This window comes from Nonomuraea sp. NPDC048901 (assembly GCF_040649695.1).
In the GTDB taxonomy this organism is placed as follows: Bacteria; Actinomycetota; Actinomycetes; order Streptosporangiales; family Streptosporangiaceae; genus Nonomuraea.
The window spans coordinates 183,095-204,034 of record NZ_JBEZFW010000012.1; the positions used below are offsets into that span (position 1 = coordinate 183,095).

Annotated in this window: 18 protein-coding genes; 10 read left to right on the top strand and 8 right to left on the bottom strand. The window is 68.9% G+C overall.

All coding sequences use genetic code 11. From position 1 onward, the window contains the following. The first annotated feature begins 2 nt into the window (after nt 1-2). Together AB0C30_RS36390 and AB0C30_RS36395 are read left to right on the top strand one after the other, a co-directional pair. Entirely contained in the window at nt 3-620 is a 618-nt protein-coding gene (locus AB0C30_RS36390) for an FMN-binding negative transcriptional regulator (RefSeq protein WP_357952697.1), read from the top strand. Further along, a complete protein-coding gene (locus AB0C30_RS36395; RefSeq protein ID WP_357952698.1) occupies nt 617-1,681 on the top strand; it encodes a C45 family peptidase in 1,065 nt (354 codons plus the stop codon). The genes AB0C30_RS36390 and AB0C30_RS36395 overlap by 4 nt, the downstream gene beginning before the upstream one ends. Nucleotides 1,682-1,687: 6 nt before the next feature. Here the strand turns inward: AB0C30_RS36395 and AB0C30_RS36400 are convergent, their stop codons facing one another. Next, complete coding sequence (locus AB0C30_RS36400) at nt 1,688-2,848, bottom strand: acyl-CoA dehydrogenase family protein (protein ID WP_357952699.1); 1,161 nt, start codon at nt 2,846-2,848, stop codon at nt 1,688-1,690. 66 nt (nt 2,849-2,914) lie between these two features. Here AB0C30_RS36400 and AB0C30_RS36405 point away from each other — a divergent pair, with 66 nt between their 5' ends. The 3 genes from AB0C30_RS36405 to AB0C30_RS36415 are packed head-to-tail and all read left to right on the top strand — an operon-like array spanning nt 2,915 to nt 6,143. Further along, nucleotides 2,915-4,360 (top strand): aldehyde dehydrogenase family protein, encoded by a 1,446-nt coding sequence (locus AB0C30_RS36405; RefSeq protein ID WP_357952700.1) that lies wholly within the window; start codon nt 2,915-2,917, stop codon nt 4,358-4,360. Further along, complete coding sequence (locus AB0C30_RS36410; RefSeq protein ID WP_357952701.1) at nt 4,357-5,472, top strand: CoA transferase; 1,116 nt, start codon at nt 4,357-4,359, stop codon at nt 5,470-5,472. The genes AB0C30_RS36405 and AB0C30_RS36410 overlap by 4 nt, the downstream gene beginning before the upstream one ends. Further along, nucleotides 5,469-6,143 carry a GntR family transcriptional regulator gene (locus tag AB0C30_RS36415; RefSeq protein ID WP_357952702.1) on the top strand — a complete coding sequence of 225 codons (675 nt, stop codon included), beginning with the start codon at nt 5,469-5,471 and terminating at the stop codon, nt 6,141-6,143. The genes AB0C30_RS36410 and AB0C30_RS36415 overlap by 4 nt, the downstream gene beginning before the upstream one ends. Nucleotides 6,144-6,383: 240 nt before the next feature. Here AB0C30_RS36415 and AB0C30_RS36420 read toward each other — a convergent pair whose 3' ends face one another. Both AB0C30_RS36420 and AB0C30_RS36425 read right to left on the bottom strand, forming a co-directional pair. Next, nucleotides 6,384-6,815: a tyrosine-type recombinase/integrase gene (locus AB0C30_RS36420; RefSeq protein WP_357952703.1), complete on the bottom strand. Its 432-nt coding sequence runs from the start codon at nt 6,813-6,815 to the stop codon at nt 6,384-6,386. Nucleotides 6,816-6,883: 68 nt separating this feature from the next. Continuing rightward, complete coding sequence (locus AB0C30_RS36425) at nt 6,884-7,594, bottom strand: hypothetical protein (RefSeq protein WP_357952870.1); 711 nt, start codon at nt 7,592-7,594, stop codon at nt 6,884-6,886. Between AB0C30_RS36425 and AB0C30_RS36430 the strand changes: the two genes are divergently transcribed. Further along, on the top strand, nt 7,481-7,774 hold the full coding sequence (locus AB0C30_RS36430; protein ID WP_357952704.1) for a hypothetical protein: 294 nt from the start codon (nt 7,481-7,483) through the stop codon (nt 7,772-7,774). The genes AB0C30_RS36425 and AB0C30_RS36430 overlap by 114 nt on opposite strands. Before the next feature lie 1,012 nt (nt 7,775-8,786). Here AB0C30_RS36430 and AB0C30_RS36435 read toward each other — a convergent pair. After that, a complete protein-coding gene (locus AB0C30_RS36435) occupies nt 8,787-9,230 on the bottom strand; it encodes an integrase core domain-containing protein (protein ID WP_357952706.1) in 444 nt (147 codons plus the stop codon). Nucleotides 9,231-9,954: 724 nt separating this feature from the next. On the opposite strand from AB0C30_RS36435, the gene AB0C30_RS36440 reads away from it, so the two are divergent. Next, nucleotides 9,955-10,554: a hypothetical protein gene (locus tag AB0C30_RS36440; protein WP_357952707.1), complete on the top strand. Its 600-nt coding sequence runs from the start codon at nt 9,955-9,957 to the stop codon at nt 10,552-10,554. A 110-nt stretch (nt 10,555-10,664) separates the two neighbouring features. Here the strand turns inward: AB0C30_RS36440 and AB0C30_RS36445 are convergent, their stop codons facing one another. Further along, complete coding sequence (locus AB0C30_RS36445; protein ID WP_357952708.1) at nt 10,665-11,174, bottom strand: hypothetical protein; 510 nt, start codon at nt 11,172-11,174, stop codon at nt 10,665-10,667. A 218-nt stretch (nt 11,175-11,392) separates the two neighbouring features. Between AB0C30_RS36445 and AB0C30_RS36450 the strand changes: the two genes are divergently transcribed. Further along, nucleotides 11,393-11,584 carry a hypothetical protein gene (locus tag AB0C30_RS36450; RefSeq protein WP_357952709.1) on the top strand — a complete coding sequence of 64 codons (192 nt, stop codon included), beginning with the start codon at nt 11,393-11,395 and terminating at the stop codon, nt 11,582-11,584. A 431-nt stretch (nt 11,585-12,015) separates the two neighbouring features. Here the strand turns inward: AB0C30_RS36450 and AB0C30_RS36455 are convergent, their stop codons facing one another. Next, entirely contained in the window at nt 12,016-12,366 is a 351-nt protein-coding gene (locus AB0C30_RS36455; RefSeq protein ID WP_357952711.1) for a hypothetical protein, read from the bottom strand. Between the two features lie 1,462 nt (nt 12,367-13,828). On the opposite strand from AB0C30_RS36455, the gene AB0C30_RS36460 reads away from it, so the two are divergent. Next, nucleotides 13,829-15,283, top strand: a complete 1,455-nt coding sequence (locus AB0C30_RS36460; RefSeq protein WP_357952712.1) for a hypothetical protein — start codon at nt 13,829-13,831, stop codon at nt 15,281-15,283. Beyond that, entirely contained in the window at nt 15,283-15,840 is a 558-nt protein-coding gene (locus AB0C30_RS36465) for a hypothetical protein (protein ID WP_357952713.1), read from the top strand. The genes AB0C30_RS36460 and AB0C30_RS36465 overlap by 1 nt, the downstream gene beginning before the upstream one ends. Here the strand turns inward: AB0C30_RS36465 and AB0C30_RS36470 are convergent, their stop codons facing one another. Together AB0C30_RS36470 and AB0C30_RS36475 are read right to left on the bottom strand one after the other, a co-directional pair. Beyond that, nucleotides 15,841-18,858, bottom strand: a complete 3,018-nt coding sequence (locus AB0C30_RS36470) for a hypothetical protein (RefSeq protein ID WP_357952714.1) — start codon at nt 18,856-18,858, stop codon at nt 15,841-15,843. Beyond that, entirely contained in the window at nt 18,855-20,930 is a 2,076-nt protein-coding gene (locus AB0C30_RS36475) for an Hsp70 family protein (protein ID WP_357952715.1), read from the bottom strand. The genes AB0C30_RS36470 and AB0C30_RS36475 overlap by 4 nt, the downstream gene beginning before the upstream one ends. Nucleotides 20,931-20,940 lie beyond the last annotated feature (10 nt).

Here is a 20,940-nt window from a genome sequence, read left to right on the forward strand (position 1 = left end):
GAATGTACAGCTTCCCGCGTTTCGCGGCGCCGGACCACGCGCACGTGGCGCGGCTGGTGCGGACGAACCCGTTCGCGCTCGTGATCACCGCGACCGGCGGCGTGCCCGTGGCCAGCCACGTGCCCGTCATCGTGGAGAGCGGCGGCGAGTCCACGTTCGTGGGCGCGACGCTGCTCGGCCACATGGCCAGGGTCAACCCGCAGTGGCACGCCTGGGACCCGCCCTCCTCTGAAGCGCCTGAGGTGCTCGTGGTCTTCTCCGCCGCGCATGGCTACGTCTCGCCGACCAGCTACGCGGTCGATCCCGCCGTACCGACGTGGGACTACGCGGCCGTCCACCTGACCGGCCTGATCGAGCCGTACCCCGACCCCCTGGACGTGGTACGGCGCACGGTGGCGGAGCTGGAGTCGTCACGGACGCCCAGCTGGCGGCCCAGCCCGGCCTCAGAGGAGCGCTTCGCCAAGCTCGTGCCCGGCGTGGCGGCCTTCCGGGTGCGGGTCACGGCCGAGCAGAGCGTGTTCAAGCTGAGCCAGGACAAGGACGACGAGCAGCGACACCGGGTCCGCCGCGACGCGGACGCCGCCGTCGCGGCACTGATGGACGAGGTAGCCCCCAGATGACGACGTTTCCCTCCTACACCTCCACCTGCCTCGACGCGGCGGGACGGGGACGGCAGTTCGGCGCCCGCTGGCGCGAGGCCGTACACGCCAACCTCGACGGATATCTGCGGCTGTTCGAGGTGAGCGGCGCGAGTCACGGGCGGGTCAGAGAGCTCGGCGAGCGGGCGCTCGACAGCACGGCCGCGTGGGCGCCTGGGCTGGCCGAGGAGATCGGCGGCATCGCGGCGGGCTGCGGCCTGGCGGACTGGCAGGTCGCCGTCGTCAACGCGCGGACCGAGATCCTGGCCGCGCTGCGCCACGACGGCGAGGGCGAGTGCTCCACCGCCGTCGTGCTCGGCGGCGGGCTGCCCCCGCGCACGACACAGACCTGGGACTGGCACGACCACCTGCGCGACGCGCCGGTGCTGTGGGCGTACGAGCCGCGCGAAGGGCACAAGGTACGCACCTTCACCGAGTTCGGGGTGCTGGCCAAGATCGGCGTGAACAGCGCGGGCCTGGGCGCGCACTTCAACATCCTGCGCCACGAGTCGGACCACGCGAACGTCGGCGTGCCCGTGCACGTCGTCGCGCGCCGGATCCTGGACGAGGCCGCCACCCTGGAGCAGGCCACTGAGATCGCCAGATCGGCGAAGACGTCCGCGTCCACGGTCATCACCGTGGTCACGGCGGAGGGGGCCAGGTCGCTGGAGATCTGCCCGGACGGCGTCGCGGTCGTCGAGGCGGACACCGCCGGCGTACTGCTGCACGCCAACCACTTCCTGGACGGCGGGCTGAGCGCGGGGGAGCGGCTGGGCACCGAGCGGCCGGGCACGTACGCCAGGCTCGAACATCTGGAGGAGCGGACCGGCGAGCTGGGCGACCCGGACGCCACGGCCAGGGCGCGGGCGATGACCTGCCACGCGCCTGTGGCGCCCGTGTGCGCGCACGCCGACCCGGCGCTCCCGCTGGATCAGCGCTGGGAGACGCTCGCGGTGATCAGCCTGGACGTGGCCGCGGCCGAGATGCGGGTGCACAAGGGCAGGCTCTGCCAGGTCACCGCCTCGACCTGGCAGACCTTCTGAGCCCCGTCAGTGGAACGCGGGCACGCCGGTCAGCGCCTTGCCCAGGACCAGCGTGTGGATCTCCGAGGTGCCCTCGTAGGTCAGCACGGACTCCAGGTTGACCGCGTGCCTGATCACCGGGTACTCCAGGGTGATGCCGCTCGCGCCGAGCAGCGTGCGGCACGTCCGGGCGATGTCGAGGGCCTCGCGCACGTTGTTCAGCTTGCCGGCGCTCACCTGCTCGGGGGTGAGCTCGCCGCGCTCCTTCAGCCGTCCGAGATGCACCGCCAGCAGCAGGCCCTTGCCCAGCTCCAGCGCCATGTCGGCGAGCTTCTCCTGGGTGAGCTGGAAGGAGGCGAGCGGCCGGGCGAAGATCTCCCGCTCGGCCGCGTAGGAGAGCGCGGTTTCCAGGCAGTCGAGCGCCGCGCCCATCGCGCCGAACACGATGCCGAACCGGGCCTCGTTCAGGCAGCCGAGCGGCCCGGACAGGCCGCGGGCGCCGGGCAGCATCGCCTCTTCCGGAAGGCGTACACCATCCAGCACCAGCTCGCTCGTCACGCTGGCGCGCAGGGAGACCTTCCGCTTGAGATCGTGTACGGCGAAGCCCGGCGTGCCCGCGGGCACCAGGAAGCCGCGGATGCCCTCCTCGGCCCGCGCCCAGACCACGGCCACGTCGGACACCGAGCCGTTGGTGATCCACATCTTGGTGCCGTTCAGCACCCAGTCGGAGCCGTCCCGCTTGGCCGTGGTCCGCATGCCCGCCGGGTCGGAGCCGAAGTCGGGCTCGGTGAGGCCGAAGCAGCCGATGCGCTCCCCGGCGGCCATCGCGGGCAGCCACTCCCGCTTCTGCTCCTCGCTGCCGTACTTCCAGATCGCGTACATGGCCAGCGAGCCCTGCACAGACACCAGGCTGCGCAGACCGGAGTCGGCCGCTTCCAGCTCCAGGCAGGCCAGGCCGTAGGCGACGGCGCCGAGGCCCGCGCAGCCGTACCCGTCCAGGTGCATGCCGAGGGCGCCGACGGAGCCGAGCGAGCGGGCCAGCTCGCGGGCGGGCAGCGCGCCCGCCTCGAACCAGTCGGCGACGTACGGCCGGATCTCCCGGTCGCACACCTGCCGGACGGTCTGGCGGATGTCGCGCTCCTCGTCGGTGAGCAGGCCGTCGATGGCGAAGAGGGCGGAAGGATGCATGTCCCAGCTCCGTATTTTGGATCCAATATTGATTATCCAATATGACACAGTTAGGGTGCGTTGACCATGGACATCCTGAACCTCGTGGACGGTCGCTGGATCGAGGGATCCGGCGCGGAATTCGCCGACACCAACCCCGCCCGCCCGGACGAGATCGTCGCCCGCGGCCGGGCCGCCGGGCCCGAGCAGGTGGAGCGGGCGATCCGCGCGGCCCGCGACGCCGCGCCCGGCTGGCGGGCCACCCCGCACCACGAACGCGCGGCCGTCCTCACCGCGGCCGCCGCCCTGATCGAGGAGTCCGCCGAGGAGTGGGGACGGGAGCTGAGCCGCGAAGAGGGCAAGACCCTGCCCGAGGGCGTGGCGGAGGTACGCGGCGCGGCCAGGATCCTGCGGTACTACGCCGCCGAGGCCGACAGGGAGAGCGGCGAGATCTACGCCTCCCCGCGCCGCGGCGAGAACCTTCTCGTCATGCGCAAACCGGTCGGCGTCGCCGGAGTGATCACCCCGTTCAACTTCCCGATCGCGATCCCCGCCTGGAAGCTGGCGCCCGCGCTCACCTACGGCAACACGGTCGTCTGGAAGCCGTCCTCGCTCGTCCCGCTGCTCGCCGCCCGCCTGGCGGGCGCGCTGGCCGAGGCGGGCCTGCCCGCGGGCGTCCTCAACCTCGTGTACGGCGAGGCGGAGGCAGGCGCGGCCGTCATCGACCACCCCGGCCTGGACGTGGTCTCCTTCACCGGCTCCACCGAGGTCGGCCGGGCCGTCATCGCGCGCTGCGGTGAGCTGGCCAAACCGGTGCAGACCGAGATGGGCGGCAAGAACGCCGCCGTCGTCCTGGCCGACGCCGACCTCGACCACGCCGCCGAGCAGGTATGTATAGGCGCGTTCCGGTCCACCGGGCAGAAGTGCACGGCGACCTCCCGGCTGGTGGTCGAGGAGTCCGTCGCCGACGAGCTGCTGCGCAAGGTGGCCGCCAAGGCGGAAGAACTGGTCGTCGGCGACCCGCTCGGCGCCGGGGTGGACATGGGACCACTGGTCAGCGCAGCGGCCAGGGACCGGGTGGCGGCGGGCGTGTGCGACGCGCTCGGGCAGGGGGCCACGGTGCTGGCCGGCGCCCGGCCGTACACCGACGGCGACCTCGCGGCCGGCTGGTTCACGCCGCCGACCGTGCTCGCGCTACCGGGCACGGACGTGGACGTGTGGAGCAGGGAGCTGTTCGGGCCGGTCGTGGGCGCCGTGCGGGCCTCGGGTCCGGAGGAGGCGCTGCGGCTGGCCAACCGGAGCGAGCACGGCCTGTCGGCGGCGATCTTCACCAGGGACCTCGGCGCCGCCCTCCAGGCCGTCGAACACCTCGAGGTCGGCGTGCTGCACATCAACTCCGAGTCGGCGGGCACCTTCCCCTGGGTGCCGTTCGGCGGGCGCAAGCTCAGCGGCTTCGGGCCCAGGGAGCAGGGGCGCGCGGCCCGCGAGTTCTTCACCCAGACCGTGACCGTCTACCTCGGCGCCCCGGCGTGAGTGGCTCGTTGTCCGGGCTGCTGGTCGCCGACTTCAGCCGGGTGCTGGCCGGGCCGTACGCGACCATGCTGCTGGCCGACCTCGGCGCCGACGTCGTCAAGGTGGAACGCCCCGGCGCCGGCGACGACACCCGCTCATGGGGGCCGCCGCACGCCGGGGGAGTGGCCACCTACTACCTGGCCGTCAACCGGAACAAGCGCTCGATCGCCCTCGACCTGCGCGACCCGGCCGACCTGGAGGTGGCCCGCGCGCTGGCCGCCCGCGCCGACGTGCTCGTCGAGAACTTCAAGCCGGGCACCATGGACCGGCTGGGCCTCGGCTACGCCGCCCTGAGCGCCGCCAACCCCGGGCTGGTCTACTGCTCGATCACCGGGTTCGGTGACGGCAAGGGCGCGGAACTGCCCGGATACGACCTGATCGCGCAGGCCGTCGGCGGGTTGATGAGCGTGACGGGCGAGCCGGACGGGCCCGGCACGAAGGCGGGCGTGGCCCTCGTCGACGTGATCACCGGGCTGCACGCGGGGCTCGGCATGCTGGCCGCGCTGCGTCACCGCGACGCCACCGGGCGGGGGCAACGGGTCTCGGTGTCGCTCCTGTCGTCCCTGCTGTCGGCCCTGACCAACCACGCCTCCGGGTACGCCGCCGCCGGGGTGGTGCCGAAGGCCATGGGGAACCGGCATCCCAGCATCGTGCCGTACGAGGTGTTCCAGGCCGCCGACCGGCCGATCGTCATCGCGGCGGGCAACGACCGGCAGTTCCGCGCCCTGTGCGAGGTGCTGGGCCGGGCCGACCTGGCCGACGACCCCCGGTTCGCCGCCAACACCGGCCGGGTCGCCGGCCGGGAAGAGCTCGTGGCCGAGCTCGACCGGACCCTCGGGACGCGTACGGCCGACGAGTGGTTCGCCGCGCTCACCCCGGCCGGGGTGCCGTGCGGGCCGATCAACACCCTGGACGCGGCGTTCGCCTTCGCCGCCGAGCTCGGGCTGGAGCCCCTGGCCGGCGATCAGGTGGCCAACCCCATCGGGCTCGGCGCGACGCCGCCGGAGTACCGCCTCCCGCCGCCCTCGCTCGGGCAGGACGCGGACTGGGTCCGTGAGATATTGGGGCAATGACCTCGGTAGAAGGGCACCGCAGGCCGCCCACGGCCCAGCAGTTCGTCCTGGAGGAGCTCAGGCGGGCGATCACCACCGGCCGGCTGCGTCCAGGCGACCCGATCAGGCAGGAGGCGCTGGCCGAGGAGTTCGACGTCAGCCGGGTCCCGCTGCGCGAGGCGCTCAAGACCCTGGAGGGCGAGGGGCTGGTCACGTACAAGGCGCATCGCGGCTACTGCGTGCAGCGGCTCTCGCTCGACGACCTGCGCGAGGTCTACCTGATCCGCGAGCTGCTGGAGGCCGAGGCGGTCCGCCGCGCGGTCGAACGCCTCACCGACGCCGGGCTGGCGGCGGCCGAGCATGCGCAGGCCGAGGTCGAGCGGGCCGCGGCGGCGGGTGATGTGCTGGAGATGGCCGAGGCCAACCGCCGCTTCCACATGACGATCTTCGAGTGGTCGGGGCTGCCGCGGTTGGTCCGGCTGATCAGGACGCTGTGGGACTCCACCGACGCCTACCGGTCGCTGTACTACGGTGAGGAGCTCAACAGGCAGCGGGTCATCGAGGAGCACCGCGCCACCCTCGACCTCCTGCGCCGCCGCGACGCGGAGGCCGTGGTGCGCGTCCTGGCCGCCCACCGCGCCCACGCGGTGACGGCCATAGAGGCGCGGTTGTCTCCTGGTACGGTCGGCTGACCAGTGGGTTCGGCGCGGCGGACTTCTCATCCGACGGTCGGAGGTTCGAATTCTGCAGGGCGCGCTTTGATCATGGTCTGACCTGCGGTGATGCGGGATCGGATGCGTTTTTTGCTCGGTTGCACCAACCCTGCACATTCCATGATCCATTCGGCATCTCCGGCTGCTGCGGGAAGAGCAGCGGCCCCGCCTCACCGCGAGCAGGCGGCGAATGCGGGGCCGGATGCTTAATCCGACTGTTCAGCTCCTCAGTGAGATGAGTTGGGCCGGTTCAGCCTGGCCTTCCTCACTGAACAGCAGGGCAGCGGTCTTCTCAGTCGCCGCCGTGGCCACCTGCGGGTAGACGGAGGTGTAGGTGTCGGCGGTGAACGCACTCGAGGTGTGTCCGAGCGTTTCCTGCACCACCTTCATCTCCACCCCGGCCGCCAGCATCAGCGAGGCCGCGCCCTGGCGCAGGTCGTGGAGCCGGATCGGCGGCAGGCCCGCCAGGTAGGCCAGCCAGAGGAACTGGTCGGAGACGTGCTGCGGGTGTAGGCGGTTGCCGTCGGGCTGGGTGAACACGAACTCGGTGTGCGTCCAGGCCTCGCCCATGGCAAGACGTTCCTGGCGTTGCTGTTGCCGGTGGGCGCGCAGGACCCGGGCGGTGTCGGTGTCCAGGGCGATCGTCCGCACCGAGGCGTCGGTCTTCGGGGTGCCCTCATGTACCTCTCAGGCCAGCTGCACGAGCTGCCAGTTCACGGTCAGAGTGTGGCCGTCGAGGTCGACTTCCTTCCAGCGCAGCCCGCACGCCTCGCCCCGGCGTAGCCCGCGGAGGGCGATGAGCTGGTAGAGGGCGAACAGGCGGTGCGCTTTGGCTTCTTGGAGGAACCGGCGGGTGTGCGCGGGCGTCCACACCATGACCGGTGAGGGGCGCGGCACGCTGGTGTAGGCGTCGATCGGATCGACCCGCCGCCCGCCCCGGCGCTGCTTCTCCCTCTCCCGATAGGTGCGGTAGTCCTCCTGCCAGGCGCGGACCCGGTCCTCGGTCCAGACCAGCGGTCAGGGACGGGTCTTGGCCGGCATCTCCAGCACGGCAGCGCGGTTGAAATGATCAGCCGGTCCTGCCGCATCGCCATGTTCAACGCGTACCGGAGAGTGGCGCGGATGTTGTGCATGGTGGTGACGCTGGTCGGCCGCCGATACTTCACGCTCTCCCGCACCGCTGAGTCGGGGTCGGCGCGGCGTTCGGCGATGGTGTCGTTGAACTCTTCGATCTGTTCGAACATCAACGCGAGGTCGCTGACCTTGAGCTGCTCCAGCCGTAGCCGCCCCAGATAGGGGGTGAGGTAGAGGCGGATGTGGCCTTCGTAGGAGCGGCGGGTGGTCTCCTCGATCTTCCGCTTGCGGTTGAGGAACTCGGTCAGCCGCTGCTCGACGGTGATCTCCTGGGTCAGATGCTGCCCGGTCTTGATCTTCCGGCGGATCGTCTCCGCGTTCGGGAGTGTGTCGGTCTCGGCCAGGGTGCGTTTGATCAGGTCGGCGATCTGGGTGCGGGTGGCGGGCTCGCGCGGGTCGGCCAGCGCGAGCAGGTCGCGGACTTAGCCGAGTTCGGCTTCGGCGGCGTCCTGGGAGTCGAAGCCGCCGCGGCGTAGCGGCCTGCGCCGCTTGCCGTCCGGGGCGGGCGGGAGTTCGATCTGGTAGTTCTAGATGCCGTGTCGGTAGCTCCATCCGCCGCCGGGGCGGCGTAGGTTGGGGCATTGCTGCCCGAGCGTTTTGCCGTCGCCGTCGCGGCAGGAGCAGCGTTTGAAGGTGCGTCCTTCGGCCATCGTGTGTCTCGTTCCTGTTCTCTTCGGTGCTGTTCGGTCGGGCTGAGGTGGTGGCGAGCAGGGCGGAGCGAAGCACTGTTCGGCATGGTGCGGGTGCGTAACCGAGGCAGGCCGTAGGTCACGTCCCGCCCCGGGCATCCATCCCGCCGCGGCCCTGTCGGCCACGGTCAGCGATGGCTGGGATAGGGCGGCCGCAGTGGCCCTGGTCGTCATCGCCGCTGTGCGGGCGGCGAAGCATGGGGGCTGGTGTGGCCATCCGGCGTGGCCGATGCGGTGGTGTGATCGGGCGAGCACGCCTGTGGTGATCAATCCGCCGCATGGATGGCCGTGTCGGACAGGGGGTATCGACGCTCACCTGGATGGCGATGGTCAAGCCGAATCCGACGGTCACCGCGTTACGGGTACGCAGGCCATTGCGGCACGGCGTCGTAGTGAGCACCGTGTGCAGGCTCCTCACGAAGCTGACGGGCACAGGGGTGGTCCTGGTGCAGATGCGCAGGAACGCCGGCAGGCGGAATGATACAGACGGCTCCGCGACGGCCGATCGTTGGCGTCGGCCCGGGATGGAACCGCTGGACGAAGCAGAGTCGTGTGCGGGACGGATGACTCGATTGCTCGTGTTTGTGCTGTTGTCGTGGGTGTCACGTTGGTGTGGCCCGATCATCCGGGCCACCAATCCCTGTCACTTATCTAAATACCTTGAAGGGTGTCAAAATTAAGCCAAGGCCGTGACCTGCCTCTTTATGACTGCACCTCGTTGGTCAGCTGGCTCGCTGGTACTCGTTGATCAGCCCGCCGAGAATTTCGCGGCGCTCGATCCGGCCCGTCAGCAGCGGGATCACGCCGGAGTCGTCCGTGGGAGCTCGAGGCCGAGGGAGCGGTGCGGCCGGTGCCGGTTGTAATGATCGGCATACTCGTTCAGCACGGTGCGAAGGTGCCGCTCGCCGAAGATCAGCAGCCTGTCGGTGCATTCCGTGCGTGCGGTCCTGACCCATCGCTCGGCGAACGCGTTCGCGCGAGGCGACCTCGGCGGGATCTTCAGCACCTGGATACCGTCGCCTGTGAACAGTTCATCGAAGCCGCTGGTGAACTTCGTGTCCCGATCCCGTACCAGGAACCGGAACGCGCCGACCCGGTCCTTCAGGTCGGAGAGGAGGTTCCGGGCTTGCTGGGCAACCCATGCGCCATCAGGGTGAGCGGTCACGCCGAGCACGTGCACGAACCGGGTGCCGACCTCCACCACGAAGAAGACGTACAATCGGCGCAGCGTGACGGTGTCCACCGCGAAGAAATCACAGGCCAGCGTGCTCCCGGCATGGGCACGGAGAAATCTCGCCAGCGGTCGTCGGCACGTCGCGGCGCCGGACCCAAGCGCGCTCGTTTAAGGACTCGGCGGATCGTCGCACCGCTGACGTGGTGGCCCAGAGGCCGTGGTTCGCCACGGATGCGCTCGTAGCCCCAGCGCGGATTCTCCCGTGCTAGCTGCTGGATCAACGCCACGACCGCCGGATCAGTCGCAGGCCGTCCCATCCTCCGGTGCGGGTAGGTCCAGTGGCGTGCGATCAGGCGTCGGTGCCAGCGCAGCAGCGTCCCTGGTGTCACCAGTCGGTGGGTGCGCAGCGCCGTCGGCAGTTCTCGGGCCAGCGCGGACAGCACCGCTCGATCCGTCCACGACAGCCTCGGACGGCCAACCTGACGGCGGAGCACTGCGACCTCATGTCGCAGTACAAGGATCTCCATATTCTTGGTCGCGTCGCTACGAGCCAGCAGGGTCAGCCAGGCCAGAATGCGGCAGAAGATCAGATAGAAGAGACGGAGTGTCACGAGCCTCGAGCATGCCCGACCCAGGCCACTGCTCCGACCAGGAAGGCAAGACAAACCAGCAGCTCACGACCGTGAACGGGAGTATTGACACCCTTCACGACCCCACGGCCGCCGAACTCGGGCACCTGCCGCTCGCCCTAGCCAAGTCGCTGCGATGATCTCCCATTTGTCCCTGGACTACCATGGCCATCACCTGGAAGAGCTGCGTGCCTTCCCGGTCGGCGACTACCTACCCGTCCAGCGAGGTGGGCCGGCCGCGAAAGAGCACGGCCGATCATCATGCCGCACGCGTCCTCGTGCTGGTCAGAGTCCACGCATGCGACGCGAAGCACCATACCGGCATGACCTGGGCGGATGAAATCATCGGCGGGTGCAACGTCACCGGGGGCGTCCTCTTCCGGCGCAGCGATGTCCTCACCGCTGGAGGTGGCGGTATTGCCTACCCGCCGAAAGCCGTTCATCAGCAATGGCCCGCCGAGATCCAGGTCTGGGGCAACCCCATCCGCACCGATGGCCAGGGTGTCATGGACTTCAGATGGGAACGAGAGTGGCGAATCCTCGCGCCTGGCGGAGCGGTCGTCTTTCCATCCACTGCCGTCGCCGCTGTCCTGGTTGGCGATCCCAACTGGACGCCTACGCCGGCGCCACCACCTGAGTCAACGGCCAAACGGGCGGGTCCCTGCCAGGTCCCGGGAGCCATCCCACTGCATCACTACTCTGCGGACTGGACCAACGCCGTGCACCTCTATTGGGACGGCACGAACCTGCGGCCCATCCGGTAGCGCGAGGGAAGTCTCTCGACATTGGGTTACGGACTGGGCACTGGCCGGCGAGGAACCCTCGGCCATGCGGACGCCGTACCCCAAGAAGCTCCTTTGATCGCTGCGGGACGCTAGAACGGCGGGTCATCGCTGATCCCCCCTCCGAAACCGCCCTGTGAGGGAGCTGGCGTGGCGGAGGCCCATGGATCGTTTTGCGGGACGTTGTGGGGCGGTACGTACTTCGTACGAGACGGGATGGGAAGGTCGTCGCCGTCCATCGCGGCGTTCCATCGTCGCTGCAGCTCTTCGCGATGTGTGATGTAGTCCGGGCCGCCATACCCGCCGTGGTCTTCCTCGTACAGGTCGTCGGGGTCGATGTCGGCCAGGGCGCACAGCGGGGCGTAGATCGCCCACAAAGTGGACCACCGTTCGGGCACTGTCAGCCCTTTGAGGACGCGCCGTATCGTCTCCTGGCTGGCGGTCCCTTCAAGATCCATTCGATCGGCCTGCGCCACGATGGCACGCAGCACCGGGCGGCTAGCTCGCCGGTACATGTGGTGGAGCTCCGCCAGCAAGAACCGGTGGGGTCCGTCGGGGATCTCCTCCAGGGACGGCATCCGGATGCCTCTGCCCTTAGCCATCGCGTTGCCTCCCATGACCATTGGTGGCAAGAGAAGTCTACTTTTGACAACTCCTGACTCGCCGTGGTTTCGATAACCGCCATGAGCGCTGGGCTGACCGTCTTTCACCTGATTAATCCCTGAGGTCCTACCGCCCTGAGCAGGGCTGAGCCTGGATCTGGGCGTCCTTCCGCACGAGTTGGGGGGCGCTCAGCAGCGAAGACGAAGAGGGTCTTCGCGTGAGCACTGAGGAGAACGCATTGGCTCTGCTGACCATCCGCGGCGCGCTCGTCTTCGGCATGGCCGCCGGCGCGGCTGCCCTCGCCGGCGCACTGGTTCTGAAAGAGGGAAAGTCCTGGCCTACCGCGATCCTGTTCGGCGCCTGCACCTTCGTGGGGGCGGTCACCTTCATGAACGAGGTGATCTCGTAGCCGATCACGTCCCGGGGCGTCCGCGAGAGTTCGCGAACGCCCCGGGGGGAACATCGATAGGCGCGGCCTGGTGGGCGGCGGCTGGGACCGGCCGGAGGGCCATACGCGCGGCGCCGATCCGCCAGGCAGCGCCCCGGCACGGTGCGCTGGGGCGCTCTTGATCCCTCGATCCCTCGTAAGAACGCTTCGGCAACTGCGGCGGTCCTGGCACCGGGGTGACGCGGTGGTACGGGACGAGCGCCGACGTCACCCGCCGAGGCCTCGATCCGCCGCCCCTGATCCACCAGAGTGGCGAGCTGGTCGAGATAGGCAGTGTGGGAGGCCCGTACCGGGGGATCTGATCGGGCGACGCTGTGACGACGGCGGCCCAGGCGGTCTGGATAGCTGGCCAGCCGGAGAAGTATCGCAACTCGCTGGGGCGGTCGAAACCGCTATTGCCCGGCGCGCAGCAGCAGGCCGCCCTGGACGATCTGGTTGTGGTCGCTGAAGTGCATCGGATGGATCCCGCCGATCCAGGAGCCGCGCGAGTCCTGAGTGGAGAACAGCATGAGCGCGTACCGGCCGTCGATGTAGATCTTGAGGAAGTCGTCCCGGCCCTCCCGGCCGCGTTCCAGGCGAGCGGGGACCAGACTCTGCGGCCCGGCCGCCCACAGGTCGTGGCAGATGCCTTCCAGCTCGGGCAGAAGCGGATGGCGCTCGCGCTGCCCGACCAGCTTGCCAGGGAAGTTCCTGGACCAGATCAGATCCGCCTCGGCACCGAGGTCGACGACCCTTCTCTCCACGATCCGCTCCTTCGCCTCAGCCGCAGCCCCGCGCCGAGCTCCGCGATGCCGCCGCACTCGGCCGGGTCCGGTGAGAGCGCGCGGCCGAACTCGGGGGCGAAGCGCTCCGGCACGGGGTTGAGGACCGCGGCCGAGACGAGCGGTACGGGCGGGCGCCCGTCACCGTCAAGGGGATCAGCTCGGCCAGCCGGTGGACGTCTTCGGCGGGCTCGGCGGGACGCAGGAACGCATCGCCGGCGTCGCGCAGAAGGAGAGCCCCGTCCCTGGTCGTGATCGAATCATCCGCGAGGGCGCCATGGGTGAGCCCTCTGGCATGCAGGCAGGCCAGCCCCTCGCAGAGCCGCGACGGGCGTCGGCAGGCCGGGCAGCGCCTCCGCGAGCAGGCCGGCCTCGGCAGCCATGGCGCCGCGGTGTTCCAGAGCCTCGGAACCGGGCCAGCTGGTGGCGATCCTTCGGATCCAGACGTGCTGGCCGTCCGGCGCCAACGCGAACGCCCGGGAAACGATCGCAGTGCCGTCCGCGGACCCTCTCCTCCTCGGGATCGCTCGTGATCCGATAGACGACGGCTCCAAGTTCCACGGTCTTGCCGATGCCCGCCGGATCTTCGCCGAGCGGCTTGTCTGGCTCCAGCCGGGTCCGTTCGACGACCACACACCCCTCGTGCTCGGCCTTGATGGCGCGGAGATACTGCTCCGGCCACGGCCCGGCTCTTTGTCGACGGTCCGGTGGCAGCTCGGGCACAGCAGCACGAGGTTGTCGAATCCGTTGGCCTTGGCTGGCCTGGCCGCCTCTTGGCGAGGGCCGTCGGGGGAGTGCGGTGCGATGTGGCCCATCTCGCCGATGTGGTGGGTTCCGCCTGCTATGTCCAGCGATCTGTGGCAGATGTTGCATCGTCTGTCGGTCGCGTCGAAGAGCGCGCGCCGGATTTCGTGGGGGATGTGCTTGCGGCTGCGCTTGCGCACCTGAGGATGGTTGCGGCTGCTGTTCACGGACGGTGGTGGTCCGGGAGAACCTGACGAACGGGGAGATCGACAGGCGGTATGGCGGCGCGCATCTGATGCGCGCTGCTTCGCTTGGTGCCGGCGGTCATTTCGGTCCTTTCTTGATGGTATATCCACGCCAATAGCTGACCAATTCTGAGATTTTCAGTAAACTTCGTGCCGTATTCGGGCTCAGCATCATTAATTCATGCGGGAAGGAAGCCATTCCGGGTGCCTTTTGTGCGGCTGAATACTCTGGGTATCCAGGTCATTACAACTGGTTCGCCCTGTGTCCTCGTGACTGTCGCTCGGCCTTGCGTGCAGAAAGCGACGATTGCCCGGACCGCAGGTCCGGCGTAGGTCGGCTCTCGTCGAAATCGGATCATGATTTTCGGGTTATCGGCGCACATGGGAGGTTAGTTTTCACTAAAATCTGTGGAGATGGGCTGTGATGTAGCCTCTTCTCTCTTTGTGGGGATTATATGGTCACCAGGTCACCAGGTCGCTCGTTCGCGCACGTCGCAGTCCTGGAGCCTCACGGGAAGCAGGCTGCGCAAAAACTGACTGAGCTGCATGACGAGCTGTTGAGGCAGGGTGCGACCGGCGACGCGGAACATCTCCGGACCGCGGACGAAGCCGCGCAGCTCCGGGATTTCGAAGGGCTGAAACGATTTCTCGCCACCGGCATTCCGCTGGACGAGTTCTACGAGCGTCAGCACGGCCGGGTCGGGCGAATTACCGGCTGGCGCAACGCCGTCGCACTGGTGCCACTTATGCTCACCTGGTTAGCACTCGCGGTGGCCAGTTGGGCCTATCACGTACAGGTTCAGGCGGATCCCGGGCGGATGACGGATCCCTTCCTGGTGTTGTGGCAGGATCGCTTCAACGGCATGGCCCTGCCCACGTTCGCGGAAACGGCCGTGCTGTCATTCGTCCTGCTGCTCGTCGTGCTGACGCTCACCATCTGGGCGCACCGCAGGGAAGCCGTGGCGAACAGGACGATCGCCGTCGTCGACAAGCTGGCGGACGACGCGCTGAACGTCCTCGGCCTGGCGGTCGACGCCAGCACGGCGCGGCCGCCCGACAATGCAAAGGATTGGGCAGAGGCGGCGAGCCGGGTCCTGGCCGAGACGCAACAGATGATCAAGACGGCGGCGCGTGACACCTCCCGGCTCGCCAAGAACAACGCCGACATGGCCCAGTCCGCGAGTGAGCGGTTGACGCAGTTACAGCAGCACGGAGAGGAGATGCTGAAGGGAGTCGGCGAGGAGACTCGGCAAGTGATGCTCACCCTCCAGCGGCAGAGCGAGCAGATCACCACGCGGGTGGGCGAGGAGGCCACCCAGGTGCTCAAGCAGGCGGGCGAGGCCAACCGGCAACTGGTCGAGCAGCAGATGGCCCCGCTGTTCGAGGGATTCAAGACCTCGTTGGCGGAGTACCGGCTCGATCAGGGGACCTACCGCAACAGCGCCGCCAAGCTGGCCGGAGGTGCCGCGAATCTGGCGACGGCGGCGTCCGGGCTGGCCGGCGGGGTCGACGCGTACACCATGGTCGCCCGATCCATCGACGAGAAGCTCGCGTCGATCGACGCCACACAGATCGCGTTCGCCGGGAAGATCGATGAGCACTCGACCGGCATCCGCTCTGCTGCGGCCGAGTTACACGACGTCGCCAAGTTGGTAACCGGCAACATGAAGAGCGACATGGAGGCATTGGCGCAGAATGTCGTGAATGCCGGTACGAGTCTGGCCGCCACCGAGCGCAGCCTGTCGGCGACTGTCCGATCACTCGAAGCGGCGACACGGGCCATGGGAACCACGGCCGCCAACCTCGCCGCCGCGGCGGCAGCGGTGGAGAAGGCGGCCAGGACGATGAGCGCTGGCTCCGCGCCGGCGCCCCGCCGCCGCTTCTGGGCGCGGCTGTTCGGCGGGCGCTGATGAGACGCGTACGCCGGACCACCGAGATCCGGGGCGGCAGGAGAGAGCCGGGCAACCTGGTGTTCGGCACCATCGGCTGGCTGTTCGCCGACCTCATGGTCGCCCTCGTCATGGCCTTCCTGGTGGCGACTACGGTGGGGGTGAAGAAGCCGGAGGCATCGCCGCCCGAGCCCTCCCCGACTGCGACCCCCATGCCGACCCCGACTCCGACGGTCGAGCCGGGGATCGAGCAGCGCCCGGTCAAGGTGACGCTGCAGAGGGTCGACTGGGTCGGCCTGCTGGCGGGAAGCAAGGCCGCGCAGGCCGATCTCGAGCGGAAGGTCCGGGCGAAAGAGCAGCTGAAAGACCGTCGTGCCGGGGTGGTGCTGGCCTTCGGCGGCGGAGGGGCGCAGGACCGGGGCCGCGCCGAGAACATCGCGAGGAAGGCGAATGCGGTCTTCAAAAAGCTCGGCAAGCAGGACTTCTCCGTGTTCCACGAGACGGTGTTCGTCCCTTACGTCGATTACTACGCGTCGATGAGTACGGTGAGTCTGTCCGTCTACATGTTCAAGCAGTGATCACAGCGGCACGAGCTCCACGGTGGACGCTTCGCCGGGCGAGGCCGTGAACAGCCGGTACCGCAGGCGGCGATCAACGAGTTTCGGCAACGGGACCATGCTCGTGCCAGTGACGATCAGTGGATCGATGGCCTTGATCTGCGTGCCGTCCTCACGAGTTCGCGGTGGGCGGTCGGGCCGGCCGCGCAGCTCCAAAGCGGGAAGCCCGACCGGTTCGGTGGCGGTCAGCGCCAGCGTGGGTCGGCGCCCGTTCGCTCCGTCCACGCGATAGTTGACCAGGACCCTGGGCCGTACGAAGTGGCCACGCACTCCCGCGGTCACGAAGTCCACCCCGTCCCGCTCGACGACCACAGCGACGGCGACGTACATCCCGGTGTCGCCCGGCCCGACCGGGATCAGGCATCCGCCCACGCGCTCCCCGGACACCCGCGTCACCGACAGCGGCCGGTCGGCGGTGGTCGCGTCGATCAGTTCCCCGCCAGTGCGGTGGCCGACCAGCGCTCGCTCGCCGGCGTCCGGCCAGATCCAGCCGAGCTGGAGCACCGGACCGCCGAATTCCCCTTGGAGCCCGGACACCTCCTCGCGGATCGCGTAGCGCCGCAGCTTGCCGACGTACCGCATGCCGTCCGCCTGGAGGACCGGCACGTAGGAGAAGAATCCGCTTGCGACGTCGTAATAGGCGTCGATCAGCGGCGGATGTCCTGACAGCTCTGCCCCGGCCGGTCGCAGGATGGCCTCGGGCCCCTGATCCCCCTCGTTCGAGGTCCCCACGCCGTCCTGGCGGAAGATCCGCATTTCGCCCCGCTCCGGCTCGGGGAAGCGGATGCCCACCCTGTGCACGGCAAGCTTGAACTGCGGGGGGGAACTGGTAAGGACCAGGGGACCGGGCGGAGCGAGGGGCTTGCTCGGTATCGCCTGCTCCACGCCGCCCTCCGACCAGAACGTCCCCAGCTCTTGGATGACGTATGACGCCCGCGCCGTGTACTCGTAGCGCACTCCGTTGGTGACGTCCGGGTCGATCAAGAAGGACTCGCCGGTGGTCGCCAGCTCGACCGGTGCTTCGGACGCGCCCATCGTCCGCCGGGAGATCTTGACGCCTTCGGCGTGGGCCGGCAGTTCCCACGTGAGCTTCACCTGGCCGTCACCCGGCTGGCAGCGCAGCTTGGGATCGGGTGTTACCACGACGGGCACGGCCACACCGGGCGCGGAGTACGCGCCGGACCGCACAGCGAACACCGCGTAGGTCAGCGGCAGCCCCGCGTCCTCGCCTATAGCCCTGTCGCGGCAGGACAAGCCGCCGACCTGGCAAAGAGGTCGCTGGCCGGGAAGCTCCTCCACGGACTCCGGCGCGTCCAGGCCGGTCCGCCTGACCACGATGTACGAGATGTCGGGCTCGGTGGAACGCTCCCACCTGACCAGCACGTCCGCTGTCGAGGCCAGGACCTCAGCGCGGACCGCGCGGGGCGTCTCCAGGGGGATACGCGTGAGTTCGGTCCTGGCCGCCTCGAAATCCTCGCACCGCCGCAGCGCCTCGTGGAGGAACTCGACGCGTCGCTCCAGGGGGGTTTCGGGCCGCAAGGCCGCCTCGTAGAGCTTCCGCGCCTGCTTGACTCTCGCCTCGGCCTGCTGTAGATGCGTTTCGCGGTTAGGAAAACCGCCAGGAGCCACCCGCAGCCGGTCACGGACTTCAACGTATTTCCCGGCCTCCATCAAGACCTTGATCGTTTCCTGTGTTTGCTCGATACTCTGGGAGGTGGTAACTAACCGCGCCCGGATGTAACGCAGCTTGGCCGCGATCTGATCGTCACGGCCACGCGGCAGCCGCCAGATGCGCTCCGCCTGCTCCAGCAGCCTTTCGGCGGTCGGTAACCGGCTGCTGTCCAGCGCCTCCATGGCCTGGACAATTAGATCGAGCACGGTGTCCCGCTGCCCGATCGGGAAGCCGCACAGGCAGCCGCCGTAGCAGGGCTTGACGGCGCCGCACGCGGGACAGGGCTCGCGCAGGTCGAATGCGCACATCAGGCAGATCTCGCTCGAAGGCTCGTTGAGCTGGGCGCACCTAGGGCACTGCACCAGGTGGCGCATCCGATCCTCCGCCTCCGTGGCCGGCAGCTCGATGGCCCAGCCGCGCTGCCCGAGGTTCTCCCGGAGAAGCCTCAGCGCGAGATCCACGTCGTCAAAGCCCCGGGTTCTCGCCTTCTCCAGGAAGGCCAGGACCTGACCTCCGCTGACCGCCTTCGCCTCGCGGAGGACCTCCAGCAGCCACGCGATCAGCTCCTCCAGCCCGGCCAGGCGCATCGACGTGTCGTGACGTTTGCGCAGTTCGTCCGTCGCGAAGACCCTCTTGGCCAGACCGCTGAGGTCCTTACGCGCCTTGATCGCCGGATCGTTCTTGTTCTTGCGGGACTGCTCCCTCCGGTAGAGCGCGTCGGCGGCCTCGATGAGGAGTTCGCGCGGGCTGTGGGGAGTGATTCTCGAGTCCACCGTCTTGAGGACGTCGTAGAGCGAAAGGGCCTGCGCGTTCCTGAGCTGGTCGCGGATCTGGTCCGTGATGGAGGAGTCGAGCCGGGCCGCGGTCTCGCCGTTTCCGGCCGAGCCGACCGTGGCCTTGCCGAGCCGCTTGGCTAGGCTGGGGTGATCGGCCAGGACGTCGGCAAAGCTCTCGCGGAGCGAGTCCACCTCCTGCGGGAGAAGGTGGCCTCGCCGTACGAGGAGATCCAGCCTGTCCTGGAACTCCTTGCGCCGGGCCGCCAGCAGGGCGGTCCTCTCGTCCTTGGCCTGCTTGCACTCCGCCTCACGCGCGGCGTCGTCCTCCATGACCTTCTGGATGGTCCTGGATCTGATCAGTTCCAGGTGGCGCCGCGCCGTGGCAGTCGCAGGGAGCGACTGAGGGCCCGACACCTGCCGGGTCCACCGCCGCTCGGCGTCACGCAGGGCGCGCTGGTAGGCCATCTCATCCCACGGAGCGTTCGGGTCGAGCTCCAGCAGGGTGAAGAAGTTCGAAAGGCTTTCGGTCATCGCGGGCCCGCCTCTGTGATCTCGCGTGCGATCGTGCTGAAGACCTGGCTCAGCGAGCCGAGCTGAGTGAACAGAGCCTGCTCGGTGGAGGAGGCAATGGCGCGCAGGAATTTCTCGTCCGCGTACCCGAACCCGACGGCGATGATCTCGATTCCTTCCTGGTGGCACAGTTGTGCCCGCTTCGTCGCGTGGTCCTGCCGTTCCCAGACTCCATCCGCGAGCACGACGCAGAACCTCCTGTGCCGATCGTCGGTCAGCAGCCGTCGGAGGTCGTCGAAGGGATGTGTCGCGTTGCCGTAGCCGGTGGCGCCGACGCTGAGCTTGCGGATCGCTCGTTCGATGCGCGCGGCGTTGCTGGTGGCGTGCAGCGGCACGTCGACCCGGTCGGAGAAGCCGATGAGCCCGACGGCGGTCGTGGTGAGGTCGAGCTGGCTCACGAAACCCTTGGCGGCCTCCTGCGCTTCGCCCAAGGGGCTGCCGCTCATGCTGCCCGACAGGTCGAAGGCCAGGTAGACCGTAATGGGAGGCCGTGAGCCGCCGCGTGCGGGAGGCTCCAGGAAGCGGTCGGGCACGTCGGACGGCAGCTCCTCGACGCTGACGTCCAGCCGGTCGCCCGTTGTCCGCTCCGTCGCTGTCACCTCGACCAGGGCGCTGTCGTCGTAGGCGTACGTGACGTCGACGACGGCCTGACGCATGCCACCGGAGGCCGGGAACCCGGTGATGACATACCGCCCGAGGTAGACGCAGTCCTGGACGTCGTCGGTTTCGCCCTGAGTGAGGAAGACCTCCATCAGGTCGCTGGCGTCGCCCTTGAGCCAGAACTGATAGGGCCGGGTGGCCTGCGAGGGGATGCGTTGGTTCCGGGGGAGCAGGACACTGTTGATGTACCGGTCTCCTTCGGGATTCTCTGCGATCAGGCCCAGGCTGTGCGCCACGACGTTGCTGATCTTGCGGGGCGCGCCCAGCCTCAGGAGGAGCGTGGCTACCCCCTCGTCCGAGCTGGGCAGACGCAGACGTGTCTCCGTCTCCAGCAGGATTGCCGCCTGGGCGGCGGCTCCGAGCGCCACGGCATGGTCGGGGTGGATTCCGCCCATCGGTGGCTTACCGGACGTGCGCTCGATCCACTGCGTGACCATCGGCATTCTGGTGGAGCCGCCGACGGGTAGCACTCCGTGGATGTCCGCCCAAGTGAGCCCTGTCTCTTCCAACAGCTTGGAGGCGAGCTGCCCGGTCAGGTCCAGCAGATCCTGGCAAGAAGCCTCGAACGCCTCCCGGGTCACCGCCGCCCGGATCGTGCGCCCGCCGATCGTGAGGCGAAGGTCTACCGCCCGGCGGGCCGAGAGCGTGCGCTTGAGCTTCTCCGCCTCCACCAGGAGAACGCCGGGATTGTCCGCGAGCAGGTCGGCGTCGTCCGGCGGCAGGACGCGCAGCAGTTCGCCGATCAGGCGATCGTCCCAGTCCCGGCCGCCGAGCTCGTTGTCACCCTCGGCCGCGATCACCCTGATCTCGTCCTGGCCGACCTCGACCAGGGAGATGTCGAAGGTGCCGCCGCCGAGGTCGTACACGAGCAGCCGCCGGACGGCTGGGCCGGGCCGTAAACCGTAGGCGAGGGCGGCCGCGGTCGGCTCGCTCATCAGCCGCAGGACCTCCAGCCCGGCGAGGTCCCCGGCCGCGAGCGTCGCCGCGCGTTCCGGATGGGTGAAGTATTCCGGCACGGTCACGACCGCACGGGTGACCGGCCGGCCCAGCCGGGCCTCGGCCTGGGCCTTCAGATGCGCGAGCACCTGCGCCGACAGCTCCGACGGAGACCAGTCACGGCCGCCGAGCGGCAGCCGGTACGCGGCGTTGCCCATGAAACGCTTGAACAGATGGGCGACCTCCCTCTCACCGCCCGTCATGCCCGCCTTGGCGTCGCCGCCCACGACGGGACGGCCAGCCGCGTCGAGGCCGACTACCGAGGCCGTCAGCGGCTCCCCGAGCGCGTCGGGGATGATTTCGGGGTCTCCGTCCCGGTTGATCCAGGCCACGGCCGAGTACGTGGTTCCCAGATCGATGCCCACGGCTATGTCCATGTGATCGCCT

Excerpts from the sequence above, each read along its gene's own strand:
- AB0C30_RS36390 (WP_357952697.1), top strand. The coding sequence starts at position 3 with ATGTACAGCTTCCCGCGTTTCGCGGCGCCGGACCACGCGCACGTGGCG.
- AB0C30_RS36395 (WP_357952698.1), top strand. The coding sequence starts at position 617 with ATGACGACGTTTCCCTCCTACACCTCCACCTGCCTCGACGCGGCGGGA.
- AB0C30_RS36400 (WP_357952699.1), bottom strand. The coding sequence starts at position 2,848 with ATGCATCCTTCCGCCCTCTTCGCCATCGACGGCCTGCTCACCGACGAG.
- AB0C30_RS36405 (WP_357952700.1), top strand. The coding sequence starts at position 2,915 with ATGGACATCCTGAACCTCGTGGACGGTCGCTGGATCGAGGGATCCGGC.
- AB0C30_RS36415 (WP_357952702.1), top strand. The coding sequence starts at position 5,469 with ATGACCTCGGTAGAAGGGCACCGCAGGCCGCCCACGGCCCAGCAGTTC.
- AB0C30_RS36440 (WP_357952707.1), top strand. The coding sequence starts at position 9,955 with ATGGCCATCACCTGGAAGAGCTGCGTGCCTTCCCGGTCGGCGACTACC.
- AB0C30_RS36445 (WP_357952708.1), bottom strand. The coding sequence starts at position 11,174 with ATGGCTAAGGGCAGAGGCATCCGGATGCCGTCCCTGGAGGAGATCCCC.
- AB0C30_RS36460 (WP_357952712.1), top strand. The coding sequence starts at position 13,829 with ATGGTCACCAGGTCACCAGGTCGCTCGTTCGCGCACGTCGCAGTCCTG.
- AB0C30_RS36465 (WP_357952713.1), top strand. The coding sequence starts at position 15,283 with ATGAGACGCGTACGCCGGACCACCGAGATCCGGGGCGGCAGGAGAGAG.
- AB0C30_RS36470 (WP_357952714.1), bottom strand. The coding sequence starts at position 18,858 with ATGACCGAAAGCCTTTCGAACTTCTTCACCCTGCTGGAGCTCGACCCG.
- AB0C30_RS36475 (WP_357952715.1), bottom strand. The coding sequence starts at position 20,930 with ATGGACATAGCCGTGGGCATCGATCTGGGAACCACGTACTCGGCCGTG.